A 21270-nucleotide genomic window follows, 5' to 3' on the forward strand; every position below is an offset into this window, starting at 1 on the left:
GGTTTGTTATTCCTATGGCTGTACGCCATTGGTAATGGCCACCATTTCGTGAGGGGAGAGCTGCACAGGCTGGAGGAGGTCCCTCTCTATAGTGCGCGCCATTGTGAGCATAGGCAGTGCATGGACGGTGTTGCTGAAAGGTTCCTGTAAGTCACGGCCACTACGATCGAGCATCTGGAACAAAAGACCTATGATGCTGGAGCCGAGCGGTGTGATCCAGCCCAATGTCTGCACAGCGGAAAGTGGCAGCATGATACAGAAAAGATGCGTCACGATATTGGGAAGAACAGAATATTGTACAGGTAAAGGTGTTTTCTGAATTCGTTCCAGACCGCCCTGGGCATTGGCCAGATCAGAAAGAATACGGTCAATGGTTCCATGCACAGCCCCGTCGATTTTATAACGGTCAACTTCCTGACGCACTTTAAGCCCGATTTCATAAAGCAGGGCATTGGGGCGGTTTGTGCACGCAAAAACCCGTTTTTTGAAGCCCTGATCCAGGAGCTTATCAATTTCAGGTCCCGTTTCACCATCACTGAGAGCGGCTTTGAGCAGATAGGGATAGGCCGCCATTGCCTTGACGAGTTCAGGGCTGCCATTCAGCAGGGAAGCGACCTCCCTGCCGAATGACCGGCAGTTATTTGTAATGCTGCCCCATAACGTACGCCCCTCCCACCAGCGGGAATAGGCTGCATTATTACGAATACCCAGAAAAAGAGCCAGCGCCGAGCCCATAAGCGAAATAGGTAGTGCCGGCTGCTCCATCCATTCCTGATGATAAATCTGGAACATGATGACAACCACAAAGTCCCATAATGCCAGAATTGTCAGGGAAGGAAGCGTTTCTTTAACAAGGATTGTCAGGCCATAGCGTCTTTTAACAATCAATAGTCTTTCTCCATGTGTTTCTGAACATTCTGAAAAATTTCTGCTAAATTATACTGAGACGTATTTACGCAATGGTTACAAGTTACATCTTGGAAAGGAAGAATTCTGATGGACGTTCGTGCTGCTTTGGCCCTTGAAGCCGGGAAACCACTGGTGGTTGATACTGTCCAGCTTGAGGGGCCACGGGAAGGAGAGGTCTTGGTAGAGATCAAGGCGACCGGACTATGCCATACAGATAAATTCACCCTTTCCGGGGCGGATCCTGAGGGACTTTTCCCATCCATATTGGGCCATGAAGGTGCCGGGATCGTTCGTGAAATCGGGGCAGGCGTAAAAAATCTGAAAGTGGGCGATCACGTGATCCCGCTTTATACGCCTGAGTGCCGGGAATGCCCTTCCTGTCTGTCGCGTAAAACAAATCTCTGCACATCCATCAGAAGTACGCAGGGAAAGGGGCTTATGCCTGATGGCACGACGCGTTTTTCCTATAAAGGGAAACCGGTTTACCACTATATGGGCTGTTCCACTTTTGCCAATTATACGGTCATGCCGGAAATCGCTCTGGCAAAAATCCGTCACGATGCGCCCTTTGATAAGGTCTGTTATATTGGCTGTGGTGTGACAACAGGAATTGGCGCGGTTTTATTCACGGCGAAAGTAGAGCCAATGTCCACAGTTGCCGTCTTTGGTCTTGGTGGGATTGGTCTCAATGTCGTGCAGGGGGCCAGAATGGTCGGTGCCAAACGCATTATTGGAATTGATATCAACCCGGAACGTGAAGCAATCGGGCGCCAGTTCGGGCTGACAGACTTTGTTAATCCCCGTGATCTGGGTGAGAAGGGCGATCTTGTCGGGCACCTTATCGAAATGACGGGTGGCGGACTGGATTATACCTTTGAGTGTGTCGGAAATGTTAAATTGATGCGGCAGGCTCTTGAAAGTGCCCATAGAGGATGGGGGGTTTCCTGCGTGATTGGCGTCGCCGGGGCAGGGCAGGAAATCAGCACGCGTCCTTTCCAGCTGGTGACGGGAAGACGCTGGATTGGCTCAGCTTTTGGAGGGGCACGAGGGCGCACAGATGTCCCGAAAATTGTGGATTGGTATATGGAAGGCCGGATCAATATTGATGATCTGATCACCAGAAAACTACCTCTGGAAGACATCAATAAAGGCTTTGAGATGATGGAGCGCGGAGAGGGTATTCGCACCGTCGTGGAGTATGAATCATGAGTGATATTTTGTTTGAAACACTGAAGTCACATCTTTGCTTTGGCGGAAATCTGCGTTTTATCCGTCTTTATTCAGAGACGCTTCAAAGTAAAACCACTTTTGCTCTCTATCTGCCACCTCATCTGAAAGAAGGTGAAAAATGCCCTGTTCTTTACTGTCTTTCAGGGCTGACAAGCAGTTACGAGAATTTCATTGTCAAGGCAAACGCGGTTCGTTTTGCCGCTAAATGGGGTGTGGCTCTTATAGCGCCTGATACGTCTCCCCGTGACACAGGCACAAAAGATGAGACGGCTGATCCCGATATCGGTGCGGGGGCCGGTTTTTACGTGGATGCAGTTTCGACGCCGTGGGAAAAACATTATAAGATGGCCAGCTTTATAGGTGAGGAACTTCCCCGCCTTGTGGAAACTTATTTCCCTATAGATCCAGAAAAAAGCGGTATCATGGGCCACTCTATGGGAGGCATGGGCGCTCTGGGATTTGGCTTGCGTAACCCGCAAAAATGGAAAAGCGTCTCTGCTTTCGCCCCGATAGGCAATCCTGCTGCCGTAGAATGGGGGCGGAAAGTTACAGAAACCTATTTTGGTGGGGATGCCGCGCAATGGACGCATTATGACCCCTGTCTGTTGCTTGATCAGGGATGCAGACATCCTGCCACGATCCTGATTGATCAGGGCCTGAAAGATGAATTCTGGAACGACCTCAAACCAGAGACACTGGCAACGGCTTTTGATAAATCAGGACAAGCGGCACAAATCAGACATCACGACGGTTATGACCATTCATACTGGTTTGTACAGAGCTTTATCGAAGATCATATGGCTCATCATGCCGCCCTTCTGAAGGGTTAGCTTTTGCCGTAAAGAATCTCAGGTTTGACAATCACCTCACTATTGGGGTGTAATCCCTCGGGCGTAATCTGCTGATAAAAGCAGCTTCTGCGCCCGGTATGGCAGGCAACACCTTGTTGCTGAACGGTCATGAGCAAGGCATCACCATCGCAATCCAGGGCTGCGGAAATGAGCTTTTGTTCCTGACCTGAACTTTCGCCCTTGCGCCATAATTTTTGTCTGCTGCGCGAGAAATAACAGACACGCCCTGTCAGCAATGTTTCCTGCAAAGCCTCTTTATTCATCCAGGCGAGCATTAACACGTTGTGATGTTCATCCTGCGCAATGGCTGTAATCAGACCATTTTCATCAAATTTTACAGTCTGTAAAATAGTTTCAAGAGCTTCAATGCCCGGAGCGCGCCATGTCATGATAAAGGCCCTTCAGATAAAAAAGTTTCAGTAAATTCCCGGGGATAAGCCGTCGTGACAGCCTCACCCTCATAGGTCAGTTCCGCATTGGTCCATAACGCTCTTGGAAGCAGGATAAGCCCGAGATTTTCGGAGCGTGAGAGAAGGGGCATAGGAGGATAATCCCCTGAGATAATTACGCCGCCTTCTTCAGGAAAAGAGCCTTTTTGCAGCTTCACAGGAGCAAGACGTTTTTTTATGAGACCACGATAATGTGATCGCGCGGTGACTTCCTGTCCCATATAGCATCCCTTTGTCCATGATATAGCACCGAGGCAATCTAGATTAGCCTCCAGGGCAATCATTTTATCAGGGATGATATCTTCAATTTCTGGAACACAGGCTTCCAGGCGGCGTCTTAACCAGTTTTTGTTTCCCGATCCAGGAAGGGATGGCACCATTGTGCTTAAAGCGCGCCATCCAGGAATAAAAATGCCATCGCTTTTCGCCACAATCAGCGCATCATTTGGGGGGAGCGTTTCTGTACCGCCTGCATAAACATTCAGCTCAGTTATTGAAAGTTCAATATCAGCGCGTAATTTGAACATAAGTAGTTGTTTAACAAGAGAACTCGCCTGTTCTTCACTACAATCGAGGTATAGAGCCTCATCAGTGCGGAAAATATAAAATAAATAGCGGATTTTACCTTGTGGACTCAGCAGGGCTGATAACGTCATATGCCCTGATTTCAAGTCATTAAGGTCGGCGGTGATGAGCCCTTGCAGGAATGAAAAACGGTCCGGGCCTTTAAGGCAAAGAACGTGACGGCAGGAAATGTGGTTTTGTTTCATAAGGATTCTTATGATAATCAGATTAATATAAAGGACAATAAGTCTATTTTTAAAGCAGCCCATTCATAATAGGATGGTCTGGTATGTTTATTTAAATAGAGGGGGATAACGCTCTTGCCGGCAGAGGAAATCGTCAATCCCATGTCCAGCCCATCAAATCGGCGCTGGCGAATCGCTCAATTCCTGATCCCCATTCTGGGCGTGATTTTGGTGGTTAGCGCTATTATCATCGTCTCGGTACATAATTTCCGGACGACACGTGACGGTGCCATAGAGCTGTCCAGAAGCCTGTTATTGAGCGATCAGCGTTATATCACTCAGGAAGTTACAAATTATCTGTCTCCGGCGCGTTCCACCTCCATGGTGGCCAGAGATATTCTCAATAGCGATAATGTTGAGCGGAATGCGGCAAATTTCATGCTGCTCGGGCGGTCTGTTCTTAAAAATGTTCCCCAGGTGTTCAGCTTCTATCTTGCTGACGATGAGGGGCATTTCTGGATGGTCTCCCGGCGCGATAGCAAAGATGGCAAAGCCAGCAATTATGAAGAAACATCCTACCAGAGCAGCAAGGGTCGTCATTCCTTTCTTCATAATGTGACCAATGCTGATGGGCGCTTTGTCAGTAAAGATTCAATCGATACGGACGACGCTTATATTCCAAAGGAACATGATTGGTATCAGGGTGCCATCAGCCGTATGAATAAACCGGTCAGGGAAAATATTTTCTGGCGGAAACCTTATCAATATCTCTCTACAAATCAGTTCATTCTTACTGCTTCCTCCGCCTTTAAAACAACTGATGGGCGTCGTATGGTTTTCGCCATCAGTATCTCGCTTAATGAACTGACCAACTTTGTGAATGGGCTGAAGGTTGGCAAGAGCGGTCGTGCCATAATTGTGGACGTGAATGGTCATGTCATTGCCGGCCAGAATATGACGAAAATCAGCAAGCCTGGATTTGATGCCTCTAAGATTGAACTTGATGAGGCAACACAGCCTGTTTTCCTGCGCACACTGAACATTTTCAGAATCAGAGGCGATGGTGCCGGCTACGTGCAGGTTAAAGGCAAGGGGTTTGTCACGATTGCCTCAGCCATGACCGTTGCGAAAAAATCATGGGTCCTGTTGCTGAATGCGCCTGCCAGTGATTTTGCAAGCTTTGCGCGTAAGGTCCAGAAACAGAATATCTATTTTTCCTTTGTCGTTATTACTTTGTCCTGTTTCCTTGCTTTGGGGCTGATTTATCAGGGGCGGAGGATTATCCGTTATCAAAAGACCCTGAAAAGAGGGCGTGAGAAGATTAAGGAGGAAAGTGCGGGCCTGCTTAAAATTGCCAATACGCCCGCCTTGCTGGATCCGGATAAGGAAATACCTGTCATGACAGAAGTTCTGACAGACCGCGGTGGCGCCAAACGGGCAAGTATATGGCGTCTTCTTCCCGATGGTGAGCGTCTGTTATGTGAAGATATGTTTGACAGTCAGCATGACGCCCATGGCTCGGGGATGGAACTTTCAAAGCATGTTTATCCCGGTTTGTTTGAATGTCTTAATGACGCCCAGCATATAGATGTGCCGGACGCTGCAAAGGACGAAAGATTCAAGTCTCTGCAACATGTGTTTATGCGTAATATTGATGCGCATCATCTATTGATCGTGCCCATTCAGGAACAGCATAATCCGGTTGGTGTTATCCTGATTGAAGACCCTACGCATCATGATGCACTGGAAAGAACAGTTGCCCTGGTTTCCTCTATCGAGGCTCTGCGCTTTTTGCAGAGAAATCAGAAGATGTCGTCGTCTCTACCTGAGAAGGTCCAAAGTTTTGAAGACGCATCAACATCGGACAATCTTCAGGCATTTCAAACGAATACAGGGTTCCTGCTGGATCCTGAGCATCAGGAGGATGGGCCGATCAAGGATGGGCTTTATCCTTCAGTGCCGGTCATGGTTCTGGAATTCCTTGAATCATACGCCACTCAGGCAGAAACAGCCCAGCATAATCTGAATCTCATTAATGCTGTGACAGGGCAGATTCAGGAAATTATGCGCAAGGCGGAATTATTTTCAATGCAGGTGGCCGGGAACAGGGTTATTTTCCTGGGAAGCTGCCAACAGAAGCCGGATGTTGCCAGTGTGTTGAGATTGGCAGATGTCGCCATCACTATTCGGGAAATCTGCCTCAATGCCATCTCTGGATTATCTACGAAAATAATGTTCCGTATTGGCATGGATGTCGGCCCTCTTATGGCAGCCCATATCGGGGACCATCCGGCAGTTTTCAACGTCTGGGGGGCCGCTCTCAACACGGCTGATCTTATGGCTCATAATGCGCCTGATGGGGGACAGATACAGGTTTCCGAGCAAGCTTATACGCTTCTCAGAGGGTATTTCCTGTTCCGGCCAAGAGGTGATTTCTATCTTCCCGGGAAGGGTGTAACGCGTAGTTACATTATGGCAGGTCGCAGATGATATTTTCCGAAAGATTTGCCCTTGTCCAGCGTTCACTTGCCACGTTCGGGCATGTTGCACGCAGTCAGCCACGTTTTATGCTGATTATGATCGGTGCTGCATGGGGTGTGATACGTGAGGGCGTACAGCCTGTAACGTGGCGCCGTGCTGTGCAGATCGAATTCTGGCGCAATTTACGCCAGATGACAGGAGGAGGGCTTGTCAGCGTTCTGTTCGTAGCTGCCCTGACAGGTTTCGGGATTGTCGCACAGGCAGTGTACTGGCTGGGTTTTGCCGGTCTGGCGCAAATGACAGGCAGTATTCTTTCAACCGTTCTGGTGCGTGAAATTGCCCCTGTTCTTGTCGGGATCATTCTTCTGGGACGGTCAGGGATGCTGATTGTGACAGATCTCGGTAACCTGACACTTCAGAGGCAATTACGGGTTATGAACGGACAGGGCGTTGACCCGTTTATCGCCCTTTTATTGCCACGCAGCCTGGCCATGACCCTGAGCGGATTTACGTTAGGTATCATATTCAGCCTGATTGCTCTGACGATGGGATATTTTGTCTGCTGGATGAAAAATATCGTCACCATGCCGATCTGGACCTTTATGTTTCAGGTGATCAGCTCAGTCCATCCGGAGGATTATATCAGTATCCCGCTTAAATTCCTTTTAAGTGGTTTTGCGGTTGGTTTAAGCTCCTGCCTTTCAGGGATGGATATTACCAGCGAGGATGATCTTACAACCATTCTTCCCAAGGGGTTTTCCAGAGGGATCATGTCGGTCATGGCGATTAATGTCGTCCTTGATATGATTTTCTAGGCGCGCATATGTCAGATCGTTTATCTTCATTAGGTTTTTTTGGCCCTGTTCTGGAACTTAATAACGCGCGTCCTGTTTTTGAGGGACAGGGTTTATCATATGGGCGTTACAATTTTTCACTCAATGCCGGTGAATGTGCCCTTATTCAGTGCAGAGATAAACAACAGGCAGCCGCTTTTACGGATTTATGTTCCGGTCTTGTGCCCATAGGGGAAGGGCGAGCCCGTTGCATGGGGTTGGACTGGCAGAGTCTGGAAGATAAACGCGCGTCAGCGCTGAGAGGGCATATCGGCCGCATTTATCAGGGTGAGGAGTGGCTTGAGCTTTATTCCATGCAGATGAATATTCTCTGGCCCAGTCTCTATCATACCAGGACGAAACTTGATTCTCTTATCAGTGAGGCCGTGACACTTTCAATGCGTTTTGGGCTGCCCGGTCTGCCAACAGATCTGCCCTCCCGCTTGACACCTCTTGATAAACGCCGCGCTGAATATGTTCGTGCTTTTATGGGACAGCCGGCTTTAATGTTGTTGGAAGAGCCGGTCCAGTCTGAACCTGATGAGCTCTATAATGCGTTTCTGAGTGAGCTGACAGCGGCTCGGGAACGGGGATGTGCCATTGTCTGGATATCCTCCAATGCGTTTTCATGGAGGGATTATGAGCAGGATAATATGCAAAAATTTCGCCTGAGTGATAGTGGTCTTATGACAATGAGAGGTATGTAATGCTCCATCTGCGTCGGGAATCTGATACTGCCAGACCTTTATTTCGTAACCGCTATGCTGATGAATGGGTAGGATTGCTTGTTTTGGCAGCAATGGTTCTGTTTGCAGCCGCTGTTATTGAAACGGGCCTTTTGCGGCAGTGGCTGTCACCGTCCTTGAAAATCCATTTCGTCCTCCCTCAGAGCGGCGTTGCCGGGCTGGCTGTTGGAAATGATATTGAGGTTATGGGCGTTCGCGCAGGCGAAATCCGCGCTCTGGAGCTTAACGCTTCTGGACGGATGTATGCTGAAGGCACAATTGAGCCGCAATTTCAGCGTTTTGTCCGTAAGGATAGTACAGCAACGATCAGGCGGCGTTTCGTGGTGGCGGGGGCCAGCTATATTGAAATGACAAGGGGATATCATGAAAATCTCGACTGGTCTTATGCGGTTCTGAATGCCAAGGTCGAGGCGAACCCGGCAGACCAGATTACGCAAATCGTTAATGAGCTGAAGGCGCGCCTTGTTCCTGCCATGACCAATGTTGAGTCCATTACCGAACAGATCAATGGTCTGATCAAGGATATGCGTTCCGGGAAGGGCACCATCGGTGCTTTTGTGACGCAGCGTGATATTTATGACAGGGCCAATACGGTTCTGCGCACATTAAATGATGCCATAAATGCCATCCAGCCTTTGGAAAAACAGATTCATACAGCCCTGAATGAAGCGAACGGGACGATCAAGAATGCCCATCAGATCTCAGGTGACTTGAAGAATACGACCCCTGATGTGAAAAAGATCATTCACAACACAGCGCTCACGTCAGATGACTTGCCCAGCCTGATGATCGAAGCTGAAGCAAGTGCGACAAGCTTGCGGAAACTTATGGATCAATTGCGCTCATTATGGCTTTTAGGCGGTAGCGGTAAGGAAGATGCTCATCACCGTCTTCCAGCCAAAGAGGTGCGTCCATGAAACGATTGATTTTACTCGCTGGAGCCTCTTTGTCGCTTGCTGGATGTGCCAGTCATAAAACAGCCTGGGAAGATAAAGATTACGCCAATGATATGAGCGTTGCGACGACGGTTCTGGGAAATGGTCGTCTGCCTCAGGCGGAATTTAAATACCAGAAAGCTTTTGAAAGGGCATTTCTGGTTGATGACGCACAGGCAATCCATGATTCAGGTTTTAATCTCGCAACCTCACAGCTCAGACAAAATCATGTCAGTGACGCCTTAAAGACTGTCGATAAAACATTAACGGCTCTCGAAGACAGAGATTATAAGCAGAATAATGATTTGCATCTGATTAAGGCAGCTGCATTCTACCGCACAAAAGAGTATCAGAAATCCATCAAGGAAGCTCGGACAGCAGAAGCCTCGCCTGATAAGGGAACATATGAAGAGGCCGTGGCATTTGAGGGTTATAATGCTGCTTCTTTAAATGATGATGCCCTTTTATCTACGTCAATTCAGCGTTTGTCACAAAGTGAGAAGAAGAGGGGTGACGCCAATCTTCTGGAGCTGGAAGCGCTTTCCGCACTTTCTCATCATCAATGGCAGGAAGCCGCTTCGGATGCCCGCAGCCTGGTGACTCTCCGCCGGGAAAATGATGACCTTATTGCCATGAGACGGGCTCTGGAGCTTCAGGCTCAGGCTTATAGTGGCAATGGTCAATATGAGGACGCTGTGCGCCTTCGTCAGCAGATAAAGGACAGTGAGGCGCAGGACGAAGAGATGAAATAGTTTTTCGGAGAATGTCCCCTATCCTTATTTACAGGATAGGGGAAAAATCTCAGTGACTGGTCGAGCAGGAGGGAACAGAAGCCGTCATGCCCAGAAGGTCAAGTAATTGCTGATCCTTGTTTTTTACAGGATTTGGCGTCGTTAAAAGCTTTTCTCCCCAGAAAATGGAATTGGCACCAGCAAGGAAACATAGCGCATGGTCTGATTCAGACATGCTCTCTCGTCCGGCTGCAAGGCGCACATGGCTGGCTGGCATCAGAATACGTGCTGTGGCAATGACGCGCACAAAGCTGACGATATCAATGGCGTCATTGTTTCCGAGGGGGGTTCCCTCAACACGGACAAGCAGATTGATGGGAACACTCTCAGGGTGTTTGGGGAGATTTGCCAATGTCATGAGCAGCCCGACACGATCAGATTCATCTTCTCCCATGCCGATAATGCCTCCGCAACAGACATTAATACCGGCATCTCTCACATTGGAGAGCGTATCAAGGCGATCCTGATAGGTGCGGGTTGAAATAATAGATCCGTAAAATTCTTCAGACGTATCAAGATTATGATTGTAATAATCCAGACCTGCCTCCTTGAGGCGCGCTGATTGGGCTGGTGTCAGCATTCCGATGGTCAGGCAGGTTTCAAGCCCCAGATCTTTGACCGCTTTAACCATTTCACAGACGGGATCAAGATCACGGTCTTTAGGGGCTTTCCAGGCAGCTCCCATACAGAATCGTTCAGCACCGGAGGCCTTGGCGGCTTTTGCTTCGCGAATGACTTTATCCAAAGGCAGCAGGGCTTCACGTTCAACAGATTTTTCATGATGGGCACTCTGGGGGCAGTATGCACAATCTTCCGGGCATCCTCCTGACTTGATGGAAAGAAGCGTGGAAATCTGGATTTTTGTAGGGTCGAAATACTGACGGTGAATCGTTTGCGCTTTGTAAATCAGCTCAGGGAAGGGAAGAGCAAGCAAAGCGGCCACTTCATCACGTTGCCAGTCATGGCGAAGAGGGGTTTTTGCGGTGGATAACGCAGGAAAATTATCGGTCATGAAAAGATTGTCTCCATTTGAGTGCCTACACTTACCCAAAATTGATGTATCATGTCACCCGAATCTCTGTGCCAAGAAGAAAAGAGCCACATCGTTTGTCACTTTAAACGAGGGAAATATATGAAACACTGGCGTATAGAACAGATGAACTGGGAAGGGTTTGTTCCCTCAAAAGTAAATCCGGACATTGTTCCCCTGATCAAGGCAGCGTCTGTGGTTGAGCGTAATGCCCGCGATTATACGGCTTATCTCAAACATGTTTTTGTCGGTGATCCCGTTTTTAGTCAAATCGCCGACAACTGGGCCGAGGAAGAAGTGCAGCATGGCGATGCACTGGGAAAGTGGGCCATGCTCGTCGATCCTGAATGGGACTATAAGGAAGCGTTTCAACGTTATCGTGACGCCTATCGGATTGATACAGATGTTTCTGCCTCTATCCGTGGTTCGAGAACAGGTGAGCTTATAGCGCGCTGCATGGTTGAAACCGGAACTTCCTCTTTTTACACGTCTTTGGCAGACGCAACGGAAGAGCCGGTTCTCAAAGCCTTATGCAAGCAGATCGCAGCGGATGAATACCGACATTTCAAATTATTTTACGACCATATGCACCGTTATCTGGAGCGCGAAAAATTGGGGAAATGGGCACGACTGAAAATTGCCTTAAGTCGCGTTCTGGAAAGTGAGGATGATGAACTGGCAACAGCGTATTATATCACCAATGACGCTGATAACCTCCCTTATGATCACAAGCGCTGCATTGCTTCCTATATGGGCCGGGCAATGAAATTCTATCAGCAGAAACATCTGGATCGTGTGACGGCGATGATCTTCAAAACGTCCGGTATGACGCCTTATTCCAAAGTACAGAAAGCCATTGCCCATATGGTCTTTCATCTCATGAAATGGCGTCAGAGAGCATATGCCCGGCAAATTGGTCTGCAGAGCTGAAAAATCCCTGATCTATCTGGAGTGATATTATGATTTTGTCACGTTTTATACGTCATTTGAAATATAATAGCAGCCTTCTGGCTCTGGGGGCCGGGCTTTCATTATCTGTATCAGGAGCGCAGGCCGCTGGTAATGGAGCTGGAACTGTGGATATTGTGAAGCCTTATCAGAACGGGTGGGGGTTCGATCAGTTCGGGATGGATCTGACCGTCAAGCCTGGCGATGATTTTTATAAATTTTCCAATGGTCATTATATCGATCATTTAAAAATCCCTGATGATATGAGCAGTTATGGGGCTTTTCATATCCTTGCAGAATTGTCTCTGGCCCGTCAGAAAGACTTATTGGACCAGATGTCCAAGACCGAGATGGATGACACGAGCGAAGCCGGTAAGTTGGGTCTTTATTATGCCAGCTTTATGGATCAGAACGCAGTAGATAAGCTCGGGTCAAAACCACTGCAGAAAGATCTGGACTATTTGAAATCTTTTTCCTCTCAACGTGAGATTGCCAGGGTTTTTGGTCAGGCTGCCCGTTCCCTGATGTTCAGCACTTTTGTCGTTGATATCGAGCAGGATCAAAGGGATCCCAGTCGCTATATGTTGCTCGTGGATCAAGGCATGAGCATTGGCGTGAGCGGCGGCCTGGGGTTGCCTGATATTTCCTATTATACTGATCCCAAACTTCAGGATAAAAAGAAGGCCTATCAGGATTATATCGCCCATATGCTGACCCTTGCAGGGTGGGATAACCCTGCAGCCAATGCAAATGCCGTTCTGGAGCTTGAAACGAATTTAGCAAAAGTGGAGTGGCCTCGTGATCAGACACGTGACCCTCTGAAAACATTTAACCCCATGACTGTAGGGAAATTAAAGCAGTTAGCACCGGATTTTGACTGGGATATGATGCTGACTGAAATGCATATCCCGACCAAATATCTCGATATGCGTGAAATCGATGTCCGGGAACCCGGAGCGATCGCCGCCATGAGCCGTGTATTGGCACAGACGGCTCTTCCAACGCTGAAAGCATGGTTGGCGTTTCATCTGATTGATAATGCAGCTCCCTATCTTTCCCAGGATTTTTCAAAAGCATCTTTCAACTTTAACGGCAAGACATTGCTGGGGGTCAAGGAAGAGCCAGTCCGCTGGAAAAGAGGCGTGCGCCTTGCCAACCAGGCAATGGGATGGGCATTAGGGCGCGTTTATGTGCAGCATTATTTTCCGGAAGACGCCAAAACACAGATTACGGCGCTTGTCAGTGATTTGAAGAGTGCCTTTAAAACACGTCTGGAACAAAATCACTGGATGGACGAAGCGACCAGAAAGGCCGCTCTCACCAAGCTTGAACATTTTACCGTCAAAGTCGGTTATCCCTCAAAATGGTGGGATTACAGCAAGCTTGTTGTGCAGAAAAATGATGTTTATGGCAATGCATCCAGAGCCGCGGCCTTTAACTGGCAACACCGTCTGGATCGTCTGGATCGTCCCGTTGACCGTGATGAATGGGATATGACGCCACAAACAGTCAATGCCTATAACAACCCGACCATGAATGAAGTGGTTTTTCCTGCAGCCATTCTGCAACCGCCTTTTTTTGACCCCAAAGGAGACGTGGCTGTTAATTATGGGGCCATTGGTGGTGTGATCGGTCATGAAATGAGCCATGGTTTTGATGATCAGGGCCGTCATTATGATGAAACGGGACGGCTGCATGACTGGTGGAGCAAAAGCTCCTCTCAGGCATTTGATGCTTTGGCGCAGCGCCTGGGAAAAGAATATGCAGAACCTGAAATTCTTCCCGGCTTGCATGTCAATCCGACTATGACAATGGGGGAGAATATTGCTGATCTTGGTGGGCTGAATCTGGCATTACAGGCTTATAAGGATTCCGCCAAAACGCACGCTATGGATCTGAAATATGGTTTAACCGGTGTGCAGAGGGTGTTCCTCGGCTGGGCACAGGTCTGGAGGGAAAAGGATCGCCCTGACGCACTGCGCCGTCAGGTGATCTCCAATGAACATGCTCCGGCCATGATGCGCGTCAATATACCCGTGCGTAATATAGATGACTGGTACCCCGCATTCGGGGTTGTAACCGGACAGAAACTTTATTTACCACAACAGGAACGCGTAACAATCTGGTAAGGCTGGAAAGCCATTATGGGAGTTTTTCTCTGATCGTAAAAATACTGAAAAGAGAGAGAAAGACTTCACAAATATGAAGAGGGCGTTTATGCCCTCTTCATAGATTTATTGTCAGGAGAGGCAGCTTTTATGTCCCATCTTTCAATCGGGCATTTATATACGGCTCTGCATGGCGCCTGTGCGAGTGCAGTTGCAAGGATTATAGAGGCTCACGGTGTTGATGTATCCTACGTTGATTTAGGAGCAGATGAGCGGCAGGAAGCGCTTGATACGGCAGAAATAGATTTACTCGTCTCTGCCTGGCTGCCCAGAGATCAGAATGTTCTGGTTGAAGGGTGTGAGGTTTTTGGCGATATTTATCGGCCACAGGTTGTTTTCGCTTCTAAAGCGGGGACCTTGGTGCCTTCAAATTGGCAGGGAAGTGATTTTTCCAGAATTATTGTCACAGATGAAGCTGAAGAAATCCTCCGGTCTGCACGTGCTCTGCGGAGTGATCTGGAAGCTCTGCCACTTGAAATTGTGGGAGAGGCTGCCTTATTTCAACAGGTCCAGACTCTGGGAGAAGGAAGCGATAATCCGTTGATTGTGACGTGGCAACCTCATGCCGTCTTTCATACAGATATGCTTCAAATTCTTTCAGACGATGCCGGGGTTCTGGGCGGCGAACTCAAGGCGCAGCTTATTATGCGCCCTGGTCTGCGCGAAGAAATGGATGAGGACCTCTATGATGAGCTTGCCGGTATGATGCTTGGCAATCGCGTCATGAGTGCTTTGGATTATGCCGTTTCAATTGATGGTCATGATCCGGAAAGCGCCGCTGAGTCCTGGCAGAGAGGTCGTTTGATTGGTCGTTAAGATCATTTGGTTGTTTTTAAATTATCAGAGCAAGGAACTGCATGTCACGTCACGCTTTTGTTTTTCCAGGTCAAGGAAGCCAGTTTGTTGGCATGGGATTGGAACTGTATAAAACCTTTCCTGTCGCCAAAGCTGTCTTTCAGGAAATTGATGAGGCGCTGGGGCAGTCTCTGTCCCGTATCATGTTTGAGGGAGACCCCGCCGAATTAACTGCGACTGAGAACGCTCAGCCTGCCTTGTTCGCGACCTCTCTTGCAGTGACCCGCGTGCTTGAGAGTGAAGGGAATTTCTCTCTTGCCGAGAAAGGGGAATGTGTCGCAGGTCACTCACTTGGCGAATATTCCGCTCTCGCAGCAGCCGGTGTTCTGAGCCTGGTCGATGGCGCACGTCTGCTTCGCCTGAGAGGGCAGGCGATGCAACGGGCTGTTCCAGCAGGGCAAGGCGGAATGGCAGCCTTGATAGGGGTAGAGCCTGCAAAAGCTCGTGAGCTTTGTGAAGCTGCTGCCTGGGATGGTGTGCTCGAACTTGCCAATGATAATGGTGGAGGACAGATTGTTGTTTCCGGCACAATGGATGCCATTGACAGAGTGATCCCTCTGGCAAAGGATACAGGCGTCAAACGGGCCGTAAAACTTCCTGTATCGGCACCATTTCATTCATCACTGATGGAGCCGGCTGCCAGAGAAATGGCGGAAGCTCTGGCTCATACAGCTCTTGAGAATGCACAGATTGACGTGCTGCCCAATGTGACAGTGCGCCCGACCCGTGATGCGGAATCCTTTCGCAAACATTTGGTTGAGCAGGTGACCGGCCAGGTCAGATGGCGTGAAACAGTGTTACATTTTGCAGAATTTGGTATAACGCATCAGCATGAACTGGGTGCAGGAAAAGTCCTAACCGGTTTAGGGCGCCGTGTTGCTCCTGATCTGATCGCTGATTTTGCCGGGACTCCCGCTGAAATTGAAACAATGTTGAAAACACTCTAAGGAAGAACGGTCATGTTTTCACTTTCTGGTAAACTTGCTCTGGTTACAGGAGCGACAGGCGGGATCGGGGCAGCGATTGCACGCACATTGCATGCTCAGGGTGCCAGTGTTGTCCTGACAGGGACGCGTGAGGCTGTTTTACAGGAACTGGCCCAGTCAATGGGTAATGAACGCGTCTTTTGCCTGACAGCCAATCTTTCAGAAGCAGAACAGTCTGATAATCTGATTGAGCGTGCTGAGGAACTGGCGGGCCAGACTCTGGATATCCTCGTCAATAATGCCGGTCTGACACGTGATACTCTGGCGATCCGTATGAAGGATAAAGACTGGACTGACGTTATCACACTGGATCTTGAAAGTCCTTTCCGTCTGGCACGTTCAGCCCTTAAAGGTATGTTACGGCGCCGTTCCGGGCGGATTATTTCCATTTCCTCCATTGTCGGTGTGACGGGAAACCCTGGACAAGCCAACTATGTTGCGGCTAAAGCAGGGCTGATCGGTATGAGTAAGGCACTGGCGCAGGAAGCTGGATCAAGAGGCGTGACAGTCAATGTCGTCGCACCTGGTTTTATTGAAACTCCGATGACGGATGTTCTTCCTGATTCGGTGAAACAGAAACTTCTGGGTTCCATTCCTCTGGGTCGTATGGGAAGCCCTGAGGATATTGCTTCAGCAGTACTTTATCTTGCTTCAGATGAAGCAGGATGGGTCACTGGTACCACACTCCATGTCAATGGTGGCATGGCGATGGTCTGAAAAGCTTGGCCTTTGAGGGCAAAGCGTGCTAAGCGCGAGCAGCTTTGTCTGATAGGTCACTTATTGGGTCTGTCACGCAACGGTATGCTATCTTTGACCAATCGATAGCGGACAGAGTTTTTCTTAGAGCCCCTTGAGGGTAGAAGGATAAAAGGCAAATGAGCAACGAAATTGCTGATAAAGTTAAGAAAATTGTCGTAGAGCATCTCGGCGTTGAAGAAAGTAAAGTCACACCGGAAGCATCATTCATTGATGATCTGGGCGCAGACAGCCTTGATACAGTTGAACTGGTCATGGCTTTTGAAGAAGCTTTCTCTGTTGAGATTCCTGAAGACGCAGCTGAAAAAATTGCTACAGTTGCCGATGCAATTGACTATATCAGCAAGCAGAAAGCTGCTTGATTTTTTAAAAGAGGATCGGGGAACGGTTTCCCCTTTACTTTATTGGCGGAGTCCCGCTTTTTAAAGGGCTCCGTTATGATTAGATGAGTGAGATGGTGCGTCGATGGACGGGGCTGATACAAATAAGAAACGTGTTGTTGTTACAGGTATAGGGGTCGTAAGTCCTCTCGCCGTTGGGGCAGAGCTTACCTGGAAACGTCTTATTGAGTCTCATTCGGGGATAGACCGTATCACTCATTTTGACCCTGACAGTCCCTCAGACCTGCCCGCAAAGATTGCGGGTCAGGTGCCTGATGGCCCAACAGCAGAAGGCGGTCTGACATTATCAGACTGGGTGCCTGTCAAGGATCAGAAAAAGATGGATCGTTTTATTCATCTTGGCCTTGCAGCGGCTATACAGGCTGTTGAAGATTCTGGCTGGAAGCCCGAAGGTGAGGAAGACCGTTGTGCGACCGGTGTTATGATCGGTTCAGGAATTGGTGGACTGCAAACAATCTATGAAGGTTCATTGACTGTTTCCAGCGGTAAAGCCAGACGCCTGTCGCCGTTCTTTATCCCTTCTTCATTGATTAATCTGATTTCCGGGCACTTATCCATTCGCTATGGCTTTAAAGGGCCTAATCACGCAGTCGTAACAGCCTGTGCGACCGGCGTGCATGCGATTGGTGATGCCTCTCGCCTGATCCAGCATGGCGATGCTGATGTGATGATTGCAGGCGGTGCTGAAGCTGCAATCTGTGCTTTGGGCATTGCAGGTTTCTGCTCAGCACGTGCACTTTCCACCGGGTTTAACGATACACCGCAGAAAGCATCCCGTCCGTGGGACAAGGACCGTGACGGCTTTGTTATGGGTGAGGGAGCGGGGGTTGTCGTTCTCGAAGAATATGAACATGCCCGTAAACGTGGTGCCAAGATTTATGGTGAAATTGGGGGCTATGGCCTCTCTGGGGATGCTTACCATATCACAGCCCCGGCTGAAGGGCATCAAGGGGCTTATAGAGCCATGGTCGCGGCTCTGAAAGATGCACGTGTCACGCCTGCTGATGTGCACTATGTCAATGCTCATGGCACATCAACAATGGCTGATGATCTTGAGCTTCAGGCAACTGAGCGTCTTTTCGGGGATAGTGCGCGTAAATTGGCGATGTCTTCCACAAAATCCGCTATCGGACATTTATTGGGTGCGGCTGGTGCAGTCGAGGCAATTTTCTGCCTTCAGGCCATTCGCGATGGTGTTGCGCCTCCAACGTTAAATCTTGATAACCCCCAAACTGAGAGTGTTATTGACCGTGTCGCGCATGAGGCGCAGCGCCGTAAGATTGATGTTGCTCTTTCCAATAGTTTCGGATTCGGAGGCACGAACGCCAGTATTGTGCTAAAACGTTTTATCCCTTGATTTTGAAAGGGATAATGGCAAGGAGGGGGTGTGATCTGTAATGGCTTCGTCATCTTCTCCAGATCCGGAATCGGAAGCTCCGTCTCAGGATACCTCTGGGAAGTCTTTTCTTAAACGGTTCCTGCGGCCCAGATATTTCGTTTTTGCGGCTATATTATTTGTTCTGTCTGCTGTTATGGCAGGTTATGGGCATTATACAGATCCAGGGCCGTTATCAGAAAGTAAGACTGTTTTGATTCCCCGGGGAAGCATGAAACAAGTCGTTACAGTTCTGCAAGAGAATGGTGTTCTTGGAAAGGGACAAGTCTCTTCTTTATTTTTCCAGTTTGTGACGAAACTTACGGCTAAAGAGGGAGCTATCCAAGCTGCTGAATTCTCTTTTCCTGAACGTGTTTCAATTGCCCATAGTCTTGAAATCCTTCGGCATGGCAAGGCTGTGTCGCATAATATCACAATTGCCGAGGGCTTGACTGCAGCCCAGATTACAAAACTCCTTCAAGAAGCCCCATTCTTGAAAGGTGACGTACCCGCTTTGACTGAAGGAACGGTTTTCCCGCAAACGTTCTCTTATCAAAGAGACACTGAGCGCTCATTGCTGACGAAACGTATGCAGCATCTTATGGCCGTTACTTTGCAGAAAGTTTGGGAGGGACGTGACAAAAAAGCGCTTGATGAAGTGATCCATACCCCTCAGGAACTGGTTGTTCTGGCGTCACTTATAGAGCGGGAAACTTCACTCCCATCAGAAAGACCACGTGTAGCCCGTGTTTTTTTAAATCGCCTGAAAAAGGGAATGAAGTTACAGACAGACCCGACCGTTATTTATGCTCTAACCGGTGGAAAAGCGGCACTGGATCATTCGCTGACCCATGAGGATTTACTGGTAGAAAGCCCTTATAACACGTACCAGATAACAGGCTTACCACCAGGGCCTATCTGCAGCCCGGGTCTGGATTCTCTCGTTGCGGCCGCTCATCCAGCTGACGGGGAGGAGCTTTATTTTGTGGCGACAGGCCAGGGTGGCCATAACTTTGCTAAAACACTTGAAGAGCAGACACGGCACGTAAAAGCTTATCGCCGTGCCCTGTCTGCTGCTCCTAAGCAGTAAATTGACAGTTATTTAATGTCTTCGCTGGAAACATTGTCAGCGTTGGAATCGATTTTTTTGCCGCTTCCCGCTTGCGAGTTGCTCTGATTGCTGGAGTCATCGCTGTCAGAGACAGTGTCATTCGCACCCGGATTCATCAGAATACGGCGTAAGGGATCAGCAGCTGTATTGTTAACACGCATATTGATGATGATATCTTCAGGTCCGACGATCTGATGATAATAGGCGTGATTGGCAGCACTATCGACCGCAAGCTTGCTTCCGCCCAGAGCCGCGCCGGCAAACACGCCATTGGCAGTCTGCACAGCATAAATATCGCTATGGACAGCGCTTGTGCCACCTGCCAGCGCACTGCTGTTCAGGCTTGTGAAAGAGGCGCTTGCATTCGCATCAAATTTGAATTGATGATCGAGCAGAACCTGTATGCCTTTCTGGGTCATAATAAAAAAGATCATCTGGGAGCTCTGATAACCCAGCTGTAGGCCAAATGACCCGGCACTCAGGCTATAAAAAGCAGGATCAGACCATGAATTGCGGGCATCTCTGCTCAGGAGTACACATTTCCCGCCGGAACCACCAAATACGACGGACATATGCACAATAGATGGACAAATCATGACGGCTTTGGATTTGTCCAGATAAGAGTGAATGGCTGAAGAGGGTTTGCTTTTACCAAAGATGGATTGAACAGTTACGGTCGCCTGATCAACCAGGATCTGTTGCTGCGCAGCTGATGTCTGTTCTTCGTCGGAAGAGCAGGCTGCCAGTGATAAAAAAGGCAGTCCTGCTGCAAACAATAAAGAGGTTTTTTGCAAAAAGGAAAAGCGGGTCAAGTTCGTGATCTCCACAGGTAAAAGGCCAGAGAATGCCTTCATATTACAAGATTTCTACACCAAAAGCCTGAGAAAGTTCATTAGCAATAGCTGGTGCAGTTGCCAGAATTGTTGTTTTTTCTTTCAGCCCACCCATTTTAATGAAAGGAGAGACGCGAGCCCCTGATTCTTTCAAAATAATTAATGCTGCTGCAACATCCCAAATATATATGACTTTTTCAAGGTATCCGTCAGAGCGCCCACAGGCGACATCTGCCAGAGCCAATGCGCCAGATCCCAACGAGCGGGGCATGGCACCGAGCTTGAGAAGAGTCGTCGTTTTTTCCTGCCACCATTCCAGTGGAACAAAAGGGGACCAGCCAATTTCAATCATGGACTTGTTAAGATCAGTACATGTGGCAGCTTGTATCGGTTTCCCGTTAAGATAAGCGCCTTTCCCTTCAATCGCTGTAAAGACTTCATTTAAAGCGGGGGCATTGATAATCCCGGCAACAGGACGCTCATTTTTCATCAGACCGAGGGAAATACACCAGCGATTACGTCCGCGCGCGAAATTTGATGTCCCATCAATGGGGTCCAGCACCCAGCGGTACGTGCCTTGAGCCTGTTCACCATTTTCTTCACCAATGAAGCCATCTTCCGGGAAAAGTGCCGCAAGACGTTGTGAGATCATGGCTTCTACAGCACGGTCTGCTTCAGTCACGTAATCCTGGCGCCCTTTTAAGGTAGCCGATGGGGCACCTGGAGCAGGGAGCAAAGACAAGGCCAAGGTCGCTGCCTCAGCAAGGATTGCTTTGGCAGCGTAAAAGCGGAGCGTGATTTCTCCTTCATCACTTATTGGGTTTTCTGTCATT

The 21270-nt window shown here is 48.8% G+C and carries 21 protein-coding genes; 15 read left to right on the forward strand and 6 right to left on the reverse strand.

The features are described from left to right. Nucleotides 1-12: 12 nt before the first annotated feature. On the reverse strand, nucleotides 13-888 hold the full coding sequence (locus ACSYSY_RS04160) for a bestrophin family protein (protein WP_491708038.1): 876 nt from the start codon (nucleotides 886-888) through the stop codon (nucleotides 13-15). 108 nt (nucleotides 889-996) lie between these two features. Between ACSYSY_RS04160 and ACSYSY_RS04165 the strand changes: the two genes are divergently transcribed. Together ACSYSY_RS04165 and fghA are read left to right on the forward strand one after the other, a co-directional pair. Continuing rightward, nucleotides 997-2118 (forward strand): S-(hydroxymethyl)glutathione dehydrogenase/class III alcohol dehydrogenase, encoded by a 1122-nt coding sequence (locus tag ACSYSY_RS04165; protein ID WP_491708039.1) that lies wholly within the window; start codon nucleotides 997-999, stop codon nucleotides 2116-2118. Beyond that, nucleotides 2115-2969 (forward strand): S-formylglutathione hydrolase, encoded by an 855-nt coding sequence (fghA, locus tag ACSYSY_RS04170; protein WP_491708040.1) that lies wholly within the window; start codon nucleotides 2115-2117, stop codon nucleotides 2967-2969. The genes ACSYSY_RS04165 and fghA overlap by 4 nt, the downstream gene beginning before the upstream one ends. Here the strand turns inward: fghA and hisI are convergent. Both hisI and ygfZ read right to left on the reverse strand, forming a co-directional pair. Beyond that, nucleotides 2966-3379, reverse strand: coding sequence for a phosphoribosyl-AMP cyclohydrolase (gene hisI / locus ACSYSY_RS04175; protein WP_491708041.1), 414 nt, complete (start codon nucleotides 3377-3379; stop codon nucleotides 2966-2968). The two genes, fghA and hisI, sit on opposite strands and share 4 nt — an antisense overlap. Then, complete coding sequence (ygfZ, locus tag ACSYSY_RS04180) at nucleotides 3376-4209, reverse strand: CAF17-like 4Fe-4S cluster assembly/insertion protein YgfZ (protein WP_491708042.1); 834 nt, start codon at nucleotides 4207-4209, stop codon at nucleotides 3376-3378. The genes hisI and ygfZ overlap by 4 nt, the downstream gene beginning before the upstream one ends. A 141-nt stretch (nucleotides 4210-4350) precedes the next feature. Here ygfZ and ACSYSY_RS04185 point away from each other — a divergent pair, with 141 nt between their 5' ends. The 5 genes from ACSYSY_RS04185 to ACSYSY_RS04205 are packed head-to-tail and all read left to right on the forward strand — an operon-like array spanning nucleotide 4351 to nucleotide 9935. Beyond that, complete coding sequence (locus ACSYSY_RS04185) at nucleotides 4351-6678, forward strand: adenylate/guanylate cyclase domain-containing protein (protein ID WP_491708043.1); 2328 nt, start codon at nucleotides 4351-4353, stop codon at nucleotides 6676-6678. Further along, nucleotides 6675-7484, forward strand: coding sequence for an MlaE family ABC transporter permease (locus tag ACSYSY_RS04190; RefSeq protein ID WP_491708044.1), 810 nt, complete (start codon nucleotides 6675-6677; stop codon nucleotides 7482-7484). The genes ACSYSY_RS04185 and ACSYSY_RS04190 overlap by 4 nt, the downstream gene beginning before the upstream one ends. Nucleotides 7485-7492: 8 nt before the next feature. Next, the gene (locus ACSYSY_RS04195; RefSeq protein WP_491708045.1) at nucleotides 7493-8209 is read left to right on the forward strand and encodes an ABC transporter ATP-binding protein; all 717 of its coding nucleotides are present in this window, start codon (nucleotides 7493-7495) and stop codon (nucleotides 8207-8209) included. Beyond that, on the forward strand, nucleotides 8209-9165 hold the full coding sequence (locus ACSYSY_RS04200) for an MlaD family protein (protein ID WP_491708046.1): 957 nt from the start codon (nucleotides 8209-8211) through the stop codon (nucleotides 9163-9165). The genes ACSYSY_RS04195 and ACSYSY_RS04200 overlap by 1 nt, the downstream gene beginning before the upstream one ends. Then, nucleotides 9162-9935, forward strand: a complete 774-nt coding sequence (locus tag ACSYSY_RS04205; protein ID WP_491708047.1) for a hypothetical protein — start codon at nucleotides 9162-9164, stop codon at nucleotides 9933-9935. The genes ACSYSY_RS04200 and ACSYSY_RS04205 overlap by 4 nt, the downstream gene beginning before the upstream one ends. Before the next feature lie 49 nt (nucleotides 9936-9984). Here ACSYSY_RS04205 and bioB read toward each other — a convergent pair whose 3' ends face one another. Next, nucleotides 9985-10986 (reverse strand): biotin synthase BioB, encoded by a 1002-nt coding sequence (gene bioB, locus ACSYSY_RS04210; RefSeq protein ID WP_491708048.1) that lies wholly within the window; start codon nucleotides 10984-10986, stop codon nucleotides 9985-9987. 120 nt (nucleotides 10987-11106) lie between these two features. Between bioB and ACSYSY_RS04215 the strand changes: the two genes are divergently transcribed. The 8 genes from ACSYSY_RS04215 (at nucleotide 11107) to mltG (ending at nucleotide 19583) form a co-directional block, all read left to right on the forward strand. Next, a complete protein-coding gene (locus ACSYSY_RS04215; RefSeq protein WP_491708049.1) occupies nucleotides 11107-11934 on the forward strand; it encodes an acyl-ACP desaturase in 828 nt (275 codons plus the stop codon). Between the two features lie 29 nt (nucleotides 11935-11963). Further along, the gene (locus tag ACSYSY_RS04220; RefSeq protein ID WP_491708050.1) at nucleotides 11964-14081 is read left to right on the forward strand and encodes a M13 family metallopeptidase; all 2118 of its coding nucleotides are present in this window, start codon (nucleotides 11964-11966) and stop codon (nucleotides 14079-14081) included. A gap of 129 nt (nucleotides 14082-14210) precedes the next feature. Then, nucleotides 14211-14936, forward strand: coding sequence for a glycine betaine ABC transporter substrate-binding protein (locus ACSYSY_RS04225; protein ID WP_491708051.1), 726 nt, complete (start codon nucleotides 14211-14213; stop codon nucleotides 14934-14936). A gap of 41 nt (nucleotides 14937-14977) precedes the next feature. Further along, nucleotides 14978-15922, forward strand: a complete 945-nt coding sequence (fabD, locus tag ACSYSY_RS04230) for an ACP S-malonyltransferase (protein ID WP_491708052.1) — start codon at nucleotides 14978-14980, stop codon at nucleotides 15920-15922. A gap of 12 nt (nucleotides 15923-15934) precedes the next feature. Further along, nucleotides 15935-16678 (forward strand): 3-oxoacyl-[acyl-carrier-protein] reductase, encoded by a 744-nt coding sequence (gene fabG, locus ACSYSY_RS04235; protein ID WP_491708053.1) that lies wholly within the window; start codon nucleotides 15935-15937, stop codon nucleotides 16676-16678. Nucleotides 16679-16836: 158 nt separating this feature from the next. Next, entirely contained in the window at nucleotides 16837-17079 is a 243-nt protein-coding gene (locus tag ACSYSY_RS04240) for an acyl carrier protein (RefSeq protein WP_489805296.1), read from the forward strand. 103 nt (nucleotides 17080-17182) lie between these two features. Further along, nucleotides 17183-18475, forward strand: a complete 1293-nt coding sequence (fabF, locus tag ACSYSY_RS04245) for a beta-ketoacyl-ACP synthase II (protein ID WP_491708054.1) — start codon at nucleotides 17183-17185, stop codon at nucleotides 18473-18475. A gap of 40 nt (nucleotides 18476-18515) precedes the next feature. Continuing rightward, the gene (mltG, locus tag ACSYSY_RS04250) at nucleotides 18516-19583 is read left to right on the forward strand and encodes an endolytic transglycosylase MltG (RefSeq protein ID WP_491708055.1); all 1068 of its coding nucleotides are present in this window, start codon (nucleotides 18516-18518) and stop codon (nucleotides 19581-19583) included. Nucleotides 19584-19591: 8 nt separating this feature from the next. On the opposite strand, the gene ACSYSY_RS04255 is transcribed toward mltG, so the two are convergent. Together ACSYSY_RS04255 and ACSYSY_RS04260 are read right to left on the reverse strand one after the other, a co-directional pair. Then, nucleotides 19592-20416, reverse strand: coding sequence for a lipid-binding SYLF domain-containing protein (locus ACSYSY_RS04255; protein ID WP_491708056.1), 825 nt, complete (start codon nucleotides 20414-20416; stop codon nucleotides 19592-19594). A gap of 43 nt (nucleotides 20417-20459) precedes the next feature. Further along, entirely contained in the window at nucleotides 20460-21269 is an 810-nt protein-coding gene (locus ACSYSY_RS04260; RefSeq protein WP_491708057.1) for an inositol monophosphatase family protein, read from the reverse strand. Nucleotide 21270 lies beyond the last annotated feature (1 nt).

It is taken from the genome of Aristophania sp. ESL1100 (assembly GCF_058511235.1).